Consider the following 16,708-nt stretch of genomic DNA (forward strand, 5'->3'; position numbering starts at 1 on the left):
ACCCTATTGCACCGACCATGTCCTCCGGCGCGGCTCCTGCCATCCACACCGATCCTGCCTGGCGCGGCCGCGTCACCGCGATCGTGCTGGCGCTGCTCATTCTCTGGCCGCTGCTGGCGTGGAGCGAATTCAAGCCCTGGATTCTGCTCGACGCGCAGAGCCTGCAGGCTACCGGAAATTTCCTCGCATCCTTCCTGCCGCCCGCGCACTCCCCCGAATTCCTGCTGCTGGTCGTCGAGGCGACCTGGCAGACGATCGCCATGGCGACCGCCGGCATGACGCTGGCGCTGGTTGGCGCCATTCCGCTGACCATCGTCATTAATGAACGCCTGTCGATATCGCGCCTCGGCACCGGCCGCATCGGTGCGCTCGGACGCGGCGTCCGCCAGCTGATGCGCTGGCTGCTGATCCTGTTGCGCAGCGTGCCGGAACTGGTCTGGGCGCTGCTGCTGGTGCGCATCGTCGGACTCGGTCCGACGGCCGGCGTGCTCGCCATCGCGCTGACCTATTGCGGCATGCTCGGCAAGGTGTATGCGGAGATCCTGGAATCGGCCGAGCCGCATGCAAGCGATGCGCTGCTCAACAACGGCAGCGGACGGCTTGCAACCCTGCTGTACGGCGCCCTGCCGGAATCGGCATCGGAACTGGTCTCCTATACGGTCTACCGCTGGGAATGCGCGATCCGCGGTTCGGTGGTGATGGGTTTCGTCGGTGCCGGCGGCCTCGGCCAGCGCATGGATGAATCGATGAAGATGCTGGCCGGAGGGGAAGTGGCGACCATGCTGATCATCTTCGTGCTGCTGGTGGCGGGCGCCGATCTGGTCAGCAAGCTGCTGCGGCGGAGGCTGGCATGAAGCCGGTTCAATCCCGCATGGCGCCGCCGCCTCCACCCGGCATCCGCATCTCCACCCTGCTGCTGCTGCTCGGCTTGCTGGCGCTGGTTGTAGCCAGCTTCGCCACGCTGCCGCTGCAGTGGAAGGCCTTCTTTACGCTCGATGCGCTGCGCACCACGCGTGATTTTCTGGCCGGCTTCGCGCCGCCGGAAAGCGCTCCGAATTTTCTGCGCAAGACCGCGACGGCCACCGCCGAGACCATGGCCATGTCGGCGCTGGGCACCGCCATCGCCGCAGCCGCCGGCCTGCTGCTCGCGCTGCCCGCCAGCGGACGCTTCGGCGCGGGCGCCAGGGCCGTTACGCGCATGCTGCTCAATGGTTCGCGCTCGGTGCCGGAACTGGTGTGGGCCTCCATCCTGCTGGTGGCAGCCGGGCTCGGCCCGTTCGCCGGCACGCTGGCCCTGGCTGTGCATACGGCGGGCGTGCTGGGCCGGCTGTTCGCCGATGCACTCGAGAATACCTCGCCGCTGCCCGAATCCTCGCTGCGGCTGAACGGCGCGCAGGCGATGCCGGCCTTCCTGTATGCGACGCTGCCGCAGGCATTGCCGCAGATGCTTTCCTATACCCTGTATCGCTGGGAAAACAATATCCGCGCCGCTGCCATCCTCGGCGTGGTGGGTGCCGGCGGCCTTGGCCAGATGCTCAAATACCATCTCTCGCTTTTCCAGATGCATCAGGCGGCAACCGTGATCATCGCCATGCTGCTGCTGGTTGCTTTCGTCGACGCCGGCAGTTTCATGTTGCGGCGCTTGCTGATGCGTTGAGCAAGGCCGGCGACAAGCAGGCTCTCGCTTCTCTGCCACCGACGCTTGCGCCTGCCGGTAGTTCCGAAGGAATTTCCAATCGCTTTCATAGTCTGAGCAAATGAGTACGGCCATGCATCTACAAGGCCGCCAGCTCGCATTCTCCATTACCGATAACAGCTCGCATCGGCCTGCTACTGCTGTGTCATGCACTTTGTACTTTGTGCCGGTAATTCTTGCGTAGCGCTTGCAGGCATTGCATTTGCCGCTACGCACCGCAGCCATTCCCGCTTGTCCCGCATGTATGAGCCCGTACATAAGGATGGAAGCGATCTTCAGCCGGATGCCACGCGTGATCCACGCGTGGTACGTGTCTTGCATCCTCCTCGCGTCCACCTACCAACGCGACCTGGCCCAGCAACACTGCCAGGCAACTTACGAGAGGAATTCCATGTTTGCTCATAACAAACGTCTTCAGTACACGGTGCGCGTCACGGAAAGCAATCCAGGATTGGCCAATCTTCTGCTGGAACAATTCGGCGGACCGCAGGGCGAGCTCGCCGCGGCCTGTCGTTACTTCACGCAGGCACTGAGCGAGGACGATCCGGGCCGCAAGGACATGCTGATGGATATCGCCACCGAGGAGCTCAGCCACCTCGAAGTCATCGGCCACCTGGTCGCCATGCTCAACAAGGGCGCCAAGGGTCCGCTGGCCGAAGGCATCGACAGCGAAGCCGAGATGTATCGCAAGATCAATGGCGCGGGCAACGACAGCCATACGACCCAGGTGCTGTACGGCGCCGGCACGCCCCTCATCAATTCCGCCGGCGTGCCCTGGACCGCCGCCTACATCGACACCATCGGCGAACCGACCGCCGACCTGCGTTCCAACATTGCGGCCGAGGCGCGCGCCAAGATCGTGTACGAGCGCCTGATCAACTGCACTGACGATCCGGGCGTGAAGGAAGCGCTGACCTTCCTCATGACACGCGAAGTCGCGCACCAGAAGTCGTTCGAGAAAGCGCTGTATTCGATCGAGCCCAACTTCCCGCCGGGCAAACTGCCGGGCGACCCGCGCTTCGCCAGCGTCTACTTCAACATGTCGCAGGGCGAAGGCGACATGCGCGGCTCCTGGAACCAGGGCGAGCAGTGGATGTTCGTGTCGGACCGCAACGAGCAGAGCGCGGTCGACGGCGGCGACGGCCTTGCCAGCGTGCAGCTGAAACCGGAGGAAATGACCGCGCTCGACATGCTGGCCAAGCGCACCCAGTCCAACCCGACCCTCGATCCTCCGACCGGCGCCGAACTCGGCGCGGCCCCCGGCACCGACCAGGGAAAATCGCTCAAGGGCAAGACGATCACGCCGTGATCCCTGATTCATCGCTTCAAGCATTGAACCGTTGAGTCATCGAATCATGCCGCCGGGGGTATGCACTGCGGCATGATTCGCTTATCCCGAAGGCGGCACTTCGCATCAAGGCATAAACTAAACTGAACGCATCATGTGCGGACGCATCACCCAACATCGCAACCAGCTTGCCTATGCCCGCGAAATGGGCTGGCAGGCAGACGAGTTCGGATGCCACGACGGCCGGCACACCTCGGTCTGGAATGTCGCGCCCGGCACTTCGCCCTGGCTGATGCATTGCTTCGATGACGAGCGCGAGCATATCGATGCGGTGAACTGGGGCTACCGCCCGTCCTGGGCTGCCGAAAAGAAGATTCCCATGGCCATCAATGCCCGCATCGAAAAGGCGGCGACCGGGCCGTATTTCAGGCCGCTATGGAAGAAGGGCCGCGCCATCGTGCCCGCCGACGGCTGGTATGAATGGACCGGCGAGAAAGGCCGCAAGCAGCCGTGGTACATACGGCGCAGGGACCAGCGGCCGCTGTTCCTGGCCGCCATCACCGGCTACCGGCCGGACAAGGAGCCGGGCGGAAACACCGGCTTCGTCATCGTCACCGCCGCGGCCGACGGCGGCCTGATCGACGTGCACGACCGCCGTCCGGTGGTATTCGCACCGGAAGATGCGGCGTTGTGGATGGATAACAGCCTGCCGCCCGAGCAGGCCGAACATCTGGCCCGGGCCATGGCCCTGCCGCCGGAAGCCTTCGACTGGTACCGGGTCGGCACCGAAGTCAATCGCGTCGGCAACAACGGCCCGCACCTGATAGCGCCGATCGAATCGGAGCACGGCGAAGAGGATAATGAGGACGATGAGGAGGCTATGATCAGCCGCCCAGCGTCCGGTCCTGCCGGGAAAACCATTCCAGCGCCTGGTCGAGATGCTCCGGCTTGAAGTCGGGCCAATAGTCGTCGACCACGTAAATGTCCGCATATACCGACTGCACCGGTAAAAAGCCGCTCAGCCTGCGCCCGCCGCCCCAGCGCACCACCATGTCGAGCCGGGACACATCGCTGGAACGGATGTCGCCCTGCCGCATGCCTGCCAGGTCCCATTTCCAGCCGTAATTGACGAGGAAATTGACCTTGATGCCGCTGCCCTGGCGTTGGCGGAAAGGCCGCAGCTCGGCGGGAAACTGCTCCGAGTCTTCGTCGCCGACCACCAGCAGCGCGCAGCCGCGCCGCATCACTTCCTGCGCGAAATGCACGCAGGCCTGGCTGAACGCGTGTTTCTGCTCGGCAGGCCGCTTGACGTTGTCCTGCGTAAAGCCGTACACCGATACTTCCTGAATTCCATAGGCCTTGCATTGCTCGTACAGCTGCAGGCCGGGTTCGATGCCGAACGCATAGCCGTCCTGCTTGCCCATGCCGCGATTGACCGCCCAGCGGCGATTGCCGTCAGGGATGAAGCCGATATGTGTTGGAAGCGCCATGTTTTGTCAGATGCATACGCAAAATGAAAACCGCTTCACTATAAAAGCTTCGCTCAGGACTCGGATTGCTGCCGCTCCAATGCCGTGCGGATTGCCTGCGCATCCGCATCCCCCTTCTCCAGCGCTTCGTAATAGGACTTGGCCTGTTTGCGGGTCATGTGCGGCGGCAGCGGCGGTACGTTGGCATCGGCCACGAATTCCAGCAGGCAAGGCCGATCCGCCGCCAGCGCCCGGTCCCAGGCGTCGCCCACCTGGTCCGGGCTTTCGACGCGGATGCCGTGCAGGCCGAGCATGCGGGCAAAGTCGGCATAGGCGAAATCGGGCAGATCCTGCGAAGGCGCGTATTTCGGATCGCCTTCCTGCCCGCGCTGCTCCCAGGTGACGAAGTTGAGGTCGCGGTTGTTGAGCACCATTACGACGAGATTCGGACTGCTCCATGCGCGCCAGTTCTTGGCGATGGTGATCAGGCCGTTGATGCCGTTCATCTGCATGGCGCCGTCGCCGGCAAGCGCGATCACCGGACGTCCCGGATGCGCATACTTGGCCGCGATCGCATAGGGCACCGCGCAGCCCATGGTCGACAGTCCGCCCGACAGCGACGCCTGCATGCCTTGCCGTACCTGCAGGTGCAGCGCATACCAGCTGGCGGCGGAACCGGAATCGCAGGTGAGGATGCAATCGTCGGGCAGGCGCTTCGACAGTTCGTGGAACGGCAGTTGCGGATTGAGCGGCGTCGCCGCATCCATTGCGCGCCGCGCCATGGTCTGCCACCAGCGAGCGACATTGCCCTCGATCTCCCCGCGCCAGCTGCGGTCGCTCTTGCGGTCCAGCAGCGGCAGCAGGGCCTTCAGGGTTTCGCGCGCATCGCCGATCAGGTTGCATTCCATCGGATAGCGCAGGCTGGTCATCCTGGCATCGATATCGATCTGCACGCCTCGCGCCTGCCCTTCCGGCGGCAGGAATTCCGCGTAGGGAAAACTGGAGCCGACCATCAGCAGCGTGTCGCAGGCGTTCATCATCTCGAAGCTGGGCCGGGTGCCGATGATGCCGATGCTGCCGGTGACGAAAGGCAGGTCGTCCGGCACGGCGGCCTTGCCCAGCAGGGCCTTGGCGATGCCGGCGCCAAGCAACTCGGCGGCCTGGACCAGTTCTTCGGTCGCGCCGAGCGCGCCGGCGCCGGCGAGGATGGCGACTTTCTTTCCCCGGTTGAGGATCTCGGCCGCCTGCTGCAAGCCGTCCGCCGACGGCACCAGGTTGCGGCCGACGCTGCCGATGCCGGAATGCACGGTGCCATGCTCGCGCGGCGGCGCCTCGACCGCATCGAGTTCCTGCAAGTCGTTGGGAATGATGATGCAGGTCACCGCGCGCTGTTCCTGTGCGATGCGGAACGCGCGGTCGACCAGATGGCGCACTTGCTCCGGGGTCATCGCGGTCTGCACGTATTCATGGGCGACATCCTTGAACAGCGACTGCAGGTCCACTTCCTGCTGGTAATCGCCGCCGAGCGCCGCGCGCTTCTGCTGGCCGACGATGGCGACCACCGGCTGGTGATCGAGCTTGGCGTCGTACAGGCCGTTGAGCAGGTGGATGGCGCCGGGGCCGGAAGTGGCCAGGCAAACGCCGGTTTCGCCGGTGAATTTGGCATGGGCGCAAGCCATGAAGGCGGCCATTTCCTCGTGCCGGGTCTGCACGAATTCGATGGCGTCCTGGCGGCCGAAGGCGCCCATGATGCCGTTGATGCTGTCGCCGGGATAACCATAGACGCGGCGCACCTTCCATTGCTGCAGCCGCTGCAGGATGAAATCGCCGACTGTAGCTGCATTACCGACATTATCGACATTGGCCATGATGCGTCCCTCCGAAGTGCGAATGATCGAAGCGCATGGCCAAGCAATTTGCATTCCGCTTTCCTGTTGACAGCATCGTAGGGCAGCGGCGACGACAGAAATCAGGCAAAAAAAAGCGACGCCGAAGCGTCGCTTTGCCATGACTCCAGCTACAGGGCCCTTCAGCAGGCCCTGCCGGCGGCAATCAATAGCTGGTCAGCGGGACCGGCTGCTGGTTCTTGAAGGTGAACACGGTCACCGGGGACTCCTTCATGTTGCCCTTGTCGTCGAAGGAATAGTTGCCGGCCACGCCCTTGAACAAACCCTGGCGGACGGCGGCATTGACCTTGGCCGGATCGACCGAGTCGGCTTTCTTCATGGCGTCGGCAAACAGCATCACGCCGTCATAGAAGGAAGCGGCATAGACGCTGGGATCCTGGTTGAACTGCTTCTTGTACTTGCTCTTGAACTCCGGGCCGGAAGCGGCCTTGTCGAGAATTGCGCCGCCCTGTGCGCAGAGCACGTTCTCGCCGACGGCGTCGCCGCCGAGCTTGCCCATTTCCGCCGCGCAGATGGTGTCGCCGCCGAGCAGCTTGGCATTGATGCCGAGCTGTTTCATCTGGCGCGCCATCGGGCCGCCCTGGGGAGCATAGCCGCCGAGGAAGATCGCTTCGACCTTCTTGGCCTTCAGGCTGGTCAGGATGGCGGTGAAGTCCGATGCCTTGTCGTTGGTGAACTCATGGCCGACCACGTTCAGGCCGGAAGCCTTGGCCTGCTTCTTGAACTCTTCCGCGACACCCTGGCCGTAGGCGGTACGGTCGTCGATCACGGCCACGGTCTTGAGCTTGAGTTCCTTGGCGGCGTACAGCGCCATCTTGGAGCCGAGCTGGGAATCGCTGGCGTTGATGCGATACAGGCTCTTGTAGCCCTGCTGCGTGATCTTCGGATTGGAACCGACGGTGGCGACCAGCGCGCCGGCGTCGTTGTAGACGCGCGAAGCGGGAATCGCGACGCCGGAGTTGTAGGGGCCGACGACGAACTTGACGCCGCTGTCCATGAGCTTCTGCGCGACGTTGACGCCGGCTTTCGGATCGCCCTGGTCGTCTTCGCTGACCAGTTCGAACTTGACCTTCTTGCCGCCGACGGTGATCGGCTTGGCGTTCAACTCGTCGATGGCGAGGCGCGCGCCGTTTTCATTGTCCTTGCCGGCGAAGGATTGCGCGCCGGACAGCGGGCCGCTGTGGCCGATCTTGACGACGGTTTCCTGTGCGTTTGCCATGCCTGCCAGGCCGGCCAGGGCCAGGGCAGCGATAATCTTGTTCTGGTACATGTGGTTTCCTCGTTTAAGTATCTTCTCCATGGCACGGCGATGATGTCGGCCAGCGCCAGCGCTGTGAACTGGTTGAGTCACGGCTGTGGATTATGGACAAGGTCGTGCAAAATTATCTTGCGTTCTTTTTACGAAAACCCGGCGTTTATAGCGATTTATTCTCCTGTGGTGGGTAAAGGTAAATTAAATTCGGCATTTCCGGGACAATGGAACTTCAGACAACAAATCCGACAACATGGAAGCAAGCAATCTTTTCACCGGCATCCCGGCCGACCTGCCCCAGGAATTGATGCAGACCCTGGCCGGCACCGGAAATACCCCCGGGCGGGTTCGCATCGAACGCATCGTCTCCCGCGGCCATGCGTCGCCGCCCGGCTTCTGGTACGACCAGGCCGAGCATGAATGGGTGCTGCTGCTCAAGGGAAGAGCCGCGCTGCGTTTCGAAAGCGGCGACCGGCTGCTGGAGATGGGCGAAGGCGATTATGTCAACATCCCGGCGCACGAAAGGCACCGGGTGGAATGGACGGCTGCCGATACCGAGACGGTCTGGCTGGCGGTGTTTTATTGACGGCGGCCGGGCATGCCGCGTTCAATGATTTTTCAGTCATGCTCGTACTCCGGAAGCCGCGTGCCGCAGCTCTTGCAGTAAATGGCATCGGCATCCAGGCCGCTCGCCAGACATTCCGGACAGGTGCGGGTGGTCGGCTTCGGCTGCACCTTCTGCAGCGTCATTTCGGAGGTGATGATGCCGGTCGGTACCGCGAGGATCGACCAGCCGATCAGCATCGACAGCGACGTGAGCGCGCGGCCGAGATCGGTCTTGGGGGTAATGTCGCCGAAGCCGACCGTGGTAACGGCGGTGATGGCGAAATAGACGGCGGTCGGAATGCTGCTGAAGGCGGTGCCCGGCCCGCCCTCGATCACGTACATCAGCGTGCCGTTCAGGATCACGAGAATGGCCACCACCGACAGGAAAATGAAGATCTTGCGGCGGCTGGCGATGAGCGCATTGCCCAGCATCGAATACTCCTCGATGTAGGAAGTCAGCTTGAGCAGCCGGAACATGCGCAGCAGGCGCAGCAGCCGGAAGTCGATCAGCGCATGCAGCTCCGGCATGGCCAGCGCCGCATAGGCCGGCACGATGGACAGCAGGTCGATGATGCCGAAGAAGCTGGTGGCATAGCGCATCGGATGGCGCACGCAGGACAGGCGACCGATGTACTCCAGCGTGAAAACGATGGTGAAGACCCACTCCAGCCCGTTGAGCAGGCGGCCGTAGCGCAGATGAATGCCTTCGATGCTGTCCAACATGACCACGGTCACGCTCAACAGGATTGCCGCGATCAGGCTGAAGTCGAATACCCTGCCTGGCACCGTGTCGGCTTCAAAGATGATGGTAAACAGGCGCTCGCGCCATCCCGGTGCGGGACGGCCGAAATAGACGGCCGGCTCGGCGGGCTGCTGCTGGCGAGACGAGGCGTTGCCGGAGGAGGCGGTGCGCTGGTTCATGATCGGAGGCAGATAAGGTGGAGATCCTGGGAAGGACTGATTCTACAGGAGGCATGTTGCCGCCTTGACCGTGATGCACCGTCGTCCTTGCCGGCATCTTTCTTGCGACGGCAATGACAGGGTTCGCCGCCTGATTAGCCGAACGCACCATCCCGTGGCAGGATGCTGCGACAATCTGCCTGCACGGCCGCATCGGCCGGCATCCAACCACCCAAGAGGAAGACCGCCGCATGGATCTCGTCATACGCAACGCCACCCTGCCCGACCAAACCCGGGCCGACATCGCCATCTCCGGCGACAGGATCGCCGCCATCGGCACCGACCTTGCCATGAAAGGCCGGCACGAGATCGATGCCAACGGCGACCTGGCGGCGCCGCCGTTCGTCGATGCCCACTTCCACATGGATGCCACGCTCAGCTACGGCCTGCCGCGCGTAAACCGGTCGGGCACGCTGCTCGAGGGCATTGCGCTGTGGGGCGAACTCAAGCCGCTGCTGGCGCAGGAAGCGCTGATCGAGCGCGCGCTGCAGTACTGCGACTGGGCGGTGGCGCGCGGGCTGCTGGCGATCCGCACCCATGTCGACATCTGCGACGACCGTCTGCTGGCGGTGGAGGCGCTGCTGGAAGTCAAGCGGCGGGTGGCGCCCTATCTCGACCTGCAGCTGGTGGCGTTTCCGCAGGACGGCCTGCTGCGCAGCCCGACCGCGTTCGACAATCTCAAGCGGGCCATCGCCATGGGCGTGGACGTGGTGGGCGGCATTCCGCATTTCGAGCGCACCATGGCCGACGGCGCCGAATCGGTGCGCCTGCTGTGCAAGTTCGCCGCCGATAAAGGCCTGCGGGTTGACATGCACTGCGACGAATCCGACGACCCGATGTCGCGCCACATCGAAACCCTGGCCTATCATGCCAACCGCCTCGGCATGCACGGCCGCGTCGCCGGCTCGCACCTGACCTCGATGCACTCGATGGACAATTATTACGTCAGCAAGCTGCTGCCGCTGATCGCCGAATCGGGCGTGGCGGCGATCGCCAACCCGCTGATCAACATCACCCTGCAGGGCCGCCACGACACCTATCCGAAGCGGCGCGGCATGACCCGCGTACCGGAACTGATGGCCGCCGGCGTCGATGTCGCCTTCGGCCACGACTGCGTGATGGACCCCTGGTACGGCATGGGCTCGGGCGACATGCTCGAGGTCGCGCACATGGGCCTGCACGTGGCGCAGATGACCAGCCAGGAAGCGATGCGCGCCTGCTTCGACGCGGTCACCGAAACGCCGGCCCGCATCCTCGGCCTCGAGGGCTACGGCCTGCAGGCCGGCTGCCATGCGGACCTGGTCATTCTCGACGCCGGCAGCACCATCGAGGCGATCCGCCTGCGCGCCGCGCGCCGCTACGTGCTGCGGCGCGGCCGGGTGATCAGCCATTCCCCGCCGGCGCGGGCCGAACTCAATCTGCCGGGGCGGCCGGAGCAGGTGGATTTCCGGCTGGGGCGGTAACGGGCCTGAACGGCATGCGTGAAGAAGGCGAGCGATTGCGCCATTGCAGTTTGCAACTGCCGACGACGTTCATGATCCACTCGACGTAGCGTGAAATGTGTGCAAACCACATCCCGAAGCCAATCTTGCGCCAGCTTACGAAGCTGCGCAGGGTGCGCAAGGTGCGCTTGACCAGATTGTTTGCGAGCTGGAATCCCGGTGTATCCGTGTCCCGGTTTCGCAACCGCGGCTTTCTCGTAGCGCAGGGTAACTGGGTTAATCCGCCACTAATGGTTGAGTATGGGTTGACTATTCTCCCACCTCCGTCTTACCTTTTAAAACAGTGTCCGTTGCAAAACGCAGTGAATGCTTCCTTCTTACTGGAGCAAGGCCATTGAAAAACGGATTCCATTGTTCCTTGCCATGCAACACGTTAATGAAATGCTGCGCCATGCGATCATTATCGTCACCAACCAAATCACGCAGGTTCTCTTGAATCTTTTCCAGCGTAGAACTGCTTATTTTTTCCTTGTCTCTTAAAATAGCCTCCATTGTTCTGAAACGCTTTTCAACTTCTCTTTGACCCAAGGCGTGCACAATTTGAAGCAGAAATACATCTTGAGTGTAGTCTTTAATTACATTTTTTAAACCTTCATCAGGTTTAATACTATATTTCTGTGAGGGTGAAGGGCACGACAGGAGTACTTCGCCCAAGCCTTTCAATGTATGAATTAACACGTCTTGCAAAAATATGATATCTCTCACGGGGATATTGGGATCAACACCCATATGCTCGCTATTCTTTTTAGTAAACCCGCGTATTTCAATAGTGCCGTGCCGAGCAAAAGAATGCAGATTTACGCAGGAGTCCCTGCCATTTTTTTGTGCGACTTGGATGAGAGATGCTAGGTCAGGCGCTGCGGAGACCTTTTCAAAAAAAGCTGGAAGCTCATGTGGATCTATAGGCGCATTGCGTTGATTAAATTTTGACTCTCTGGATACTTCATAAAATTCCTCTTGTACGGAAGCCATATTGATAATGAATTGCTTCATCAACATAAGCTGAAATGGTGTGATGTCGTAGTCATTCTGATTTGGAACATCCCACTCACTCAACGCAGAATTGCCGGACTTCTCCAGCGGCGCTTTTAAAGAATGGGCGGCGCTCCATTGCCGGACCCCGGTATGTATATGAACTCCCGCCCTTTGCGTTGTAAATCCTCCCCAATCATTGATGATAGACATGGCACTTTGTAATTCATGAATGTCTGATGAATTGCGCAAAATGGATGTGACTTGTTCAGTTGCCGAAGCAAGGTATCTTGGAAAGAGGGATTGATCGTCCACATACGAGTAATTTTTTGTGCCCAATAACGAATTCATCTTTTCGTTGAACTCATTGGAATTACGGGGGACGCCAGGGATATACATCTCGTTCTCCACCCCGAACGTAGCATCCGGCAAAAGACGGTGATTCCACCTGAACTTTTCTATCAACAATGACTCCGTGACAAGCTGTTTATTGCTATGCAATGCCAATGTCGATCGTGAGGCGCCATTTGATGCCAGTATTTGTTCTTCGTCCCTGGGTACTTTGTGGGACGCCTGAAATTTGCGCAAGAATGGGTTGGCGGCACTATTGAATCCATTGGAGCATTTATCCATTAAATTCAAGAAAAATCGTTTTGCCTCCAGTTCGTCATCTTCAGAGGTCTTTTGCAAATCTAGCAGATCTTGGGGATTGAAAGCATTTAAGGCTTCGCTATCTCTTTTACTATTTTCGTAGTACTCCCAAAATACCAGGGAAGTCATGTGACTCATCTGGTGAATCATGGCGAGATTTCTTATTCCCCAGTCTGTATTCTGGTTAAGCAACCCGAAAAATCTCACATCCTCAAGGCTTTTTTTAATTAGCGGGAAGTTTTCTTTCGTCCAATCCGGTTTTTTTTCCAGGAACCGGAAAAGAATCTCCAGTGCTTCGCCCTGCAAGGTTTTGATGTCATCGAAACGGAGCAGGGTCCATTCTCTGTGTGAATTCAACAGCGGCACTAATTTTTCGAATGCATTGCCCTCCATGGCTTTTATTTCGTTAAGATGACTTGTTACCCATTCAGGTTGATCATGCAGAATATGCGGCAACGCCGTCAAGGTGGCGGTGCTCATTGTTTTTATGCCATTAAAATTCTTAATAGTCCATTGCTGGTCAACTTCCAACAACCGAGTAAGTGAATCCAGCCTGGGTCCATTGATCCGGGCTAACGCACGAAGATTTATCGTTGTCCATTTCTCCTCTTTCTTAACCCATGGAACCAGTCCGCTGATATCTTCGTAATTTTGTAGTTTGCGCAAGTTCTTTGTTGTCCAATCAAGGTTGTTCTCGAGGTGTAACAGTAGACCTTTCATGTCCATATTGCAGACCATGGCAACGTGTGATCTTGTCCATTCCTCATACCGAGTGAGCAAGTTCAAAAGATGACTTAATCCCTCACAATCTAGATCTTTGATGTCATTAAAATTGGACGCAACCAATTCCGCATTTTTGTTAATAAGCAGTTGAAGGTTTTCAAGCCAAGCACTGTCTTTGGCTTTTAGAAATTGGAGATGCGGCGCCAGGAGTGAAAAATTTTGCTTCAGCAAATCCAAATCGCTTCCGGACTTCAGTTCGCCTGGCCAATCCGGAAACGGATCATCGTTTAACTTTTGCAAGCTCCTTGCGGTGTTTTCAGGAGCTGTGTTGGAAGTGGTAGCGGAGCTTTGCAATGTCTGCCCAGGCGTTACTATACCGCCGGCGTTTTCCGGTTCATGCACCAGAGCAGGGTTTATCGATGTGAACTCAGGCTGCTCAACTGCAGGAAGTGCCTGATGAACCTCCACATGGCCGTCATGTCGAGGCTGAGTTGGGATTTCCTGCGATTCGCTATTGAGATTAGCTGTACGAGGCGGGACTTGTGAAGGAGTCAGAGAACGATCGTTCTGTCCCGTTAATAACGCTTGGCGAAATCGAGCCGACTTCGCTTTGTCTCTTTTAATGAACACCATTCGTTCGGGAACAGGAAGCCCCTCATCGCGTCGTCTCTCGTCATTCGCTCTTCGTCGCATGCGCGTTTCGTTGGAAGATAATGCATCTGGCCACATCAACGAGTAAGTACTTTTTCCAATTCGCATGGCGTAGGTCCATATTATGTAAGGACAACTGCAATGCGATGTCGCTTACCATTTGGTTTATGAAACTTGACTAGATTGAGTGGCAGGGTTGCATTTGATAGTTCCATGCGGCCTTATCCCATATCGAGAATTGGGCCAGTCGCCGCCGGTGCAGGCTGAACTCAACCTGCCGGGGCAGCCGGAACAGGTGGATTTCCAGCTGGGGCGATGAGCTCCCGAGGCCCGAAAGTTACTGCACACGTGCAGCTAAGAGATATTTGAAGAAAGTGTTTTTAGCGCACGCAAATTTGTTGCCAAAGACAAAGGCGTTGTTTCGATCTTTTGCATCGTGGCTGAACTGTATGGAACTGTTTTACGGTTGAACACATTCATGCTTCTAGAGCGTTTTCACCTCGACTAGGCGGTCAGGTCGAAAACGCTCTAATACTTCAGCCACAATTCACTTTTCTAAAGAATGAATCCCTGTAAATAGGTATTCTTAGGCAGGGAACGAAACATGACTAAAATCTCTAGCTCGTTGCACATTTACGCAGGCCTTGGCCCAACTGGGCTTCCGAAGAATACGGCAACTGCCGACAACAGGCAAAGAACATTAGAACAGACAGCGCAAGGCATGTCTGAAGGTATTGCACCAAAAAGCCAGATCAAGGAAGTATTCTGGCGCAGTCGCTTACTTTCACTCTGCATCACTAAAAATAATAGAAATAGATCACCGAACGAGGAGGCCGGTGGGCCGGCTCGTCACGCAACCCGGAATGCTTCGGCTCTTTTGACAAGTGTTCCCGCAGACCGTCTGACAAGCGCACCTGCAGACATTCAAATGCGGATTGTATCCATGCTGTCAGATGAAGCGTGTAGAAACTATCGCTTATTGAACACGCACGCGAATTCGATCGTAACCAGACTGATTCGGTCCGCACATGTGGATTCGCCGGAAAGCTTAGAGCGCAAATTACAATCACCTGATATTGACAGGATTACATTGCTCAGCATTGCAGGACATTCTTTCACGGATGCGAATTTGGAGGCACTGCCTGCCACACTCACAGCTCTTTTCCTAAAGGATTGTATCCAGGTCACTGATCAAGGGGTATCCACAGCATTACAACGCCTTCCGGCTCTTCAAAAGCTCAGCTTGTCGGGATGTCAAAATCTAACTAGTCAAGGGCTTGCCGAAGCGTTGCAGGACAGACCTAATCTCCAACATCTCGATTTGTCGGGATGCCGGAATCTAACCGATCAAGGGCTTGCCGCAGCGTTGCACAACAAGCCCAATCTTCAGCATCTCAATTTGTCGGGATGCCGGAATCTAACCGATCAAGGGCTTGCCGCAGCGTTGCACAACAAGCCCGATCTTCAGCATCTCAATTTGTCGGGATGTCGCAATCTAACTGATCATGGGCTTGTCGAAGCGTTACAGAACAAACCCAATCTTCAGCATCTCAGTTTGTCAGGACTTGAACGTCTATTGGACTATTCGCTTGTCACAGCGTTAGCGAATAAGCCTAATCTTCAACATCTCGATCTGTCGGGATGCCTGAATCTAACTGATCGAGGGCTCGACACGGTGTTACAGGACAAACTTAATGTTCACCATCTCAATTTATCAGGCTGCCGAAATCTTAGTTTCCTAGGAATTAACACAGCGATACAGAATCAACCTAATATTAAGCATCTCGATTTATCAAGATGTCGGAATTTAACAGAACTAGGCCTTGCCGCAGCGTTGCGGAATAAACCTGATCTTGAGTACCTCAATTTGTCAAGATGTCCGAAATTATCTGGCTTCGGGCTTGCTGGGCCATTACAGGAAAGACACAATCTTCGATACCTCGATTTGTCTGCATGCCGGAATTTAACCAGTCAAGGGCTTGCCGCCGCGTTGCGGAATAAACTTGATCTTCAGCATCTCCATTTGTCAGAAAATTCTCAAATTAATGATCAGGATCTTGCTACGGCATTGCTAAACGTTCCCAATCTTCGACATATCAATCTGTCACGATGCGCAGGGTTAAGGACGATAAATCTGCCGCTTCATCACTTGGAAGACCTCGATGTATCCAATTGCGACAATCTCATGGCCATTCAACCTGCAGAAGGCAGTTTTCCTGCCCTTGCTCACCTCAATCTGTCCTCCTGCAACAGGATAGATAGTACGGCGCTCAATGCACTGTTGAAAAGCTGTCCCAGTCTTGGCAAGCTTAATATCAGTTTCTGCGAAAATCTGGCCGAAGTAGCGCTGTCGGGCATGAATGCATTGGAAAATGTTGAGGCGAGCCATTGCACTGGTTTGACAACATTAAGGTTGGAAAACCACCCGGCTCTCAAGAGAATCAGTTTGACCAATAACGAAAGCCTGGTTAATTTAATAGCCGGGAATCTACCCGCGCTGGAAGAGCTCGACTTATCGAGGAATGCACGACCTCAAGGAGAAACTAATAGCCATGTGCTTAACGGAGTACTCCAAAACGCGGGAACGAATCTCAAACTCCTCAATTTGCAAGGACGCATTCCCAGCGATGAGACCATGCCGGATCTGCGCTTGTTTGCAGGCCTGAATCAGTTGGATATTTCGAACGCCAACATATCCGGTTCAAGCCTTTTGGGACGGCTGCCACGCTCCCTCAAGACATTGAAAATTTCCGATACCGGAATCACCGACAGGCACCTGAGCGATGTCCTGCGAATGCAACGCCATCTTGAGCACCTAGATGTTCATCGTTCCAATAATCTGACCAGCGCCGGTCTCCGGCCTTTGCGAAGAAATTTTCCCTTCACACTGCAACATCTTGACGTGAGAGGTTGCCAAAAATTAACCGCCGAAGCGATAAGTAAGCTGCAAGCCGTGATTCCGAATGTCATATTCGATGAGTAGCATGACTGCCTGCCTCCATGAAGATGTCTCGACCTTCAGCAAGGTGTT

12 protein-coding genes are annotated in these 16,708 nt (G+C 57.6%); 7 read left to right on the plus strand and 5 right to left on the minus strand.

The genetic code is table 11. From position 1 onward, the window contains the following. Positions 1-17 precede the first annotated feature (17 nt). The 4 genes from RY831_RS07150 to RY831_RS07165 all read left to right on the plus strand — a co-directional run bounded on the left by RY831_RS07150 (position 18) and on the right by RY831_RS07165 (position 3,936). Positions 18-854 (plus strand): PhnE/PtxC family ABC transporter permease, encoded by an 837-nt coding sequence (locus RY831_RS07150; protein ID WP_326505630.1) that lies wholly within the window; start codon positions 18-20, stop codon positions 852-854. Then, positions 851-1,657, plus strand: a complete 807-nt coding sequence (gene phnE / locus RY831_RS07155; RefSeq protein WP_326505631.1) for a phosphonate ABC transporter, permease protein PhnE — start codon at positions 851-853, stop codon at positions 1,655-1,657. The genes RY831_RS07150 and phnE overlap by 4 nt, the downstream gene beginning before the upstream one ends. Positions 1,658-2,087: 430 nt before the next feature. Beyond that, positions 2,088-3,005 carry a manganese catalase family protein gene (locus RY831_RS07160; RefSeq protein WP_326505632.1) on the plus strand — a complete coding sequence of 306 codons (918 nt, stop codon included), beginning with the start codon at positions 2,088-2,090 and terminating at the stop codon, positions 3,003-3,005. 133 nt (positions 3,006-3,138) lie between these two features. Next, the gene (locus RY831_RS07165) at positions 3,139-3,936 is read left to right on the plus strand and encodes an SOS response-associated peptidase (RefSeq protein WP_326505633.1); all 798 of its coding nucleotides are present in this window, start codon (positions 3,139-3,141) and stop codon (positions 3,934-3,936) included. Here the strand turns inward: RY831_RS07165 and RY831_RS07170 are convergent. The 3 genes from RY831_RS07170 to RY831_RS07180 all read right to left on the minus strand — a co-directional run bounded on the left by RY831_RS07170 (position 3,869) and on the right by RY831_RS07180 (position 7,630). Then, positions 3,869-4,474: an undecaprenyl diphosphate synthase family protein gene (locus RY831_RS07170; protein WP_326505634.1), complete on the minus strand. Its 606-nt coding sequence runs from the start codon at positions 4,472-4,474 to the stop codon at positions 3,869-3,871. The genes RY831_RS07165 and RY831_RS07170 overlap by 68 nt on opposite strands. Before the next feature lie 53 nt (positions 4,475-4,527). Further along, positions 4,528-6,321 carry a thiamine pyrophosphate-requiring protein gene (locus tag RY831_RS07175; protein WP_326505738.1) on the minus strand — a complete coding sequence of 598 codons (1,794 nt, stop codon included), beginning with the start codon at positions 6,319-6,321 and terminating at the stop codon, positions 4,528-4,530. Positions 6,322-6,505: 184 nt separating this feature from the next. Continuing rightward, the gene (locus RY831_RS07180) at positions 6,506-7,630 is read right to left on the minus strand and encodes a branched-chain amino acid ABC transporter substrate-binding protein (RefSeq protein ID WP_326505635.1); all 1,125 of its coding nucleotides are present in this window, start codon (positions 7,628-7,630) and stop codon (positions 6,506-6,508) included. A 235-nt stretch (positions 7,631-7,865) separates the two neighbouring features. Between RY831_RS07180 and RY831_RS07185 the strand changes: the two genes are divergently transcribed. Beyond that, a complete protein-coding gene (locus RY831_RS07185; RefSeq protein ID WP_326505636.1) occupies positions 7,866-8,198 on the plus strand; it encodes a cupin domain-containing protein in 333 nt (110 codons plus the stop codon). 32 nt (positions 8,199-8,230) lie between these two features. On the opposite strand, the gene RY831_RS07190 is transcribed toward RY831_RS07185, so the two are convergent. Then, positions 8,231-9,139, minus strand: coding sequence for an ion transporter (locus tag RY831_RS07190; RefSeq protein ID WP_326505637.1), 909 nt, complete (start codon positions 9,137-9,139; stop codon positions 8,231-8,233). A 230-nt stretch (positions 9,140-9,369) separates the two neighbouring features. Between RY831_RS07190 and RY831_RS07195 the strand changes: the two genes are divergently transcribed. Next, on the plus strand, positions 9,370-10,641 hold the full coding sequence (locus RY831_RS07195) for an amidohydrolase family protein (RefSeq protein ID WP_326505638.1): 1,272 nt from the start codon (positions 9,370-9,372) through the stop codon (positions 10,639-10,641). Between the two features lie 288 nt (positions 10,642-10,929). Here RY831_RS07195 and RY831_RS07200 read toward each other — a convergent pair whose 3' ends face one another. Beyond that, complete coding sequence (locus tag RY831_RS07200; protein WP_326505639.1) at positions 10,930-13,785, minus strand: amidoligase family protein; 2,856 nt, start codon at positions 13,783-13,785, stop codon at positions 10,930-10,932. A 496-nt stretch (positions 13,786-14,281) separates the two neighbouring features. Here RY831_RS07200 and RY831_RS07205 point away from each other — a divergent pair, with 496 nt between their 5' ends. After that, complete coding sequence (locus RY831_RS07205; protein ID WP_326505640.1) at positions 14,282-16,660, plus strand: hypothetical protein; 2,379 nt, start codon at positions 14,282-14,284, stop codon at positions 16,658-16,660. Positions 16,661-16,708 lie beyond the last annotated feature (48 nt).

This window comes from Noviherbaspirillum album, assembly GCF_035916955.1.
Lineage (GTDB): Bacteria > Pseudomonadota > Gammaproteobacteria > Burkholderiales > Burkholderiaceae_D > Noviherbaspirillum > Noviherbaspirillum album.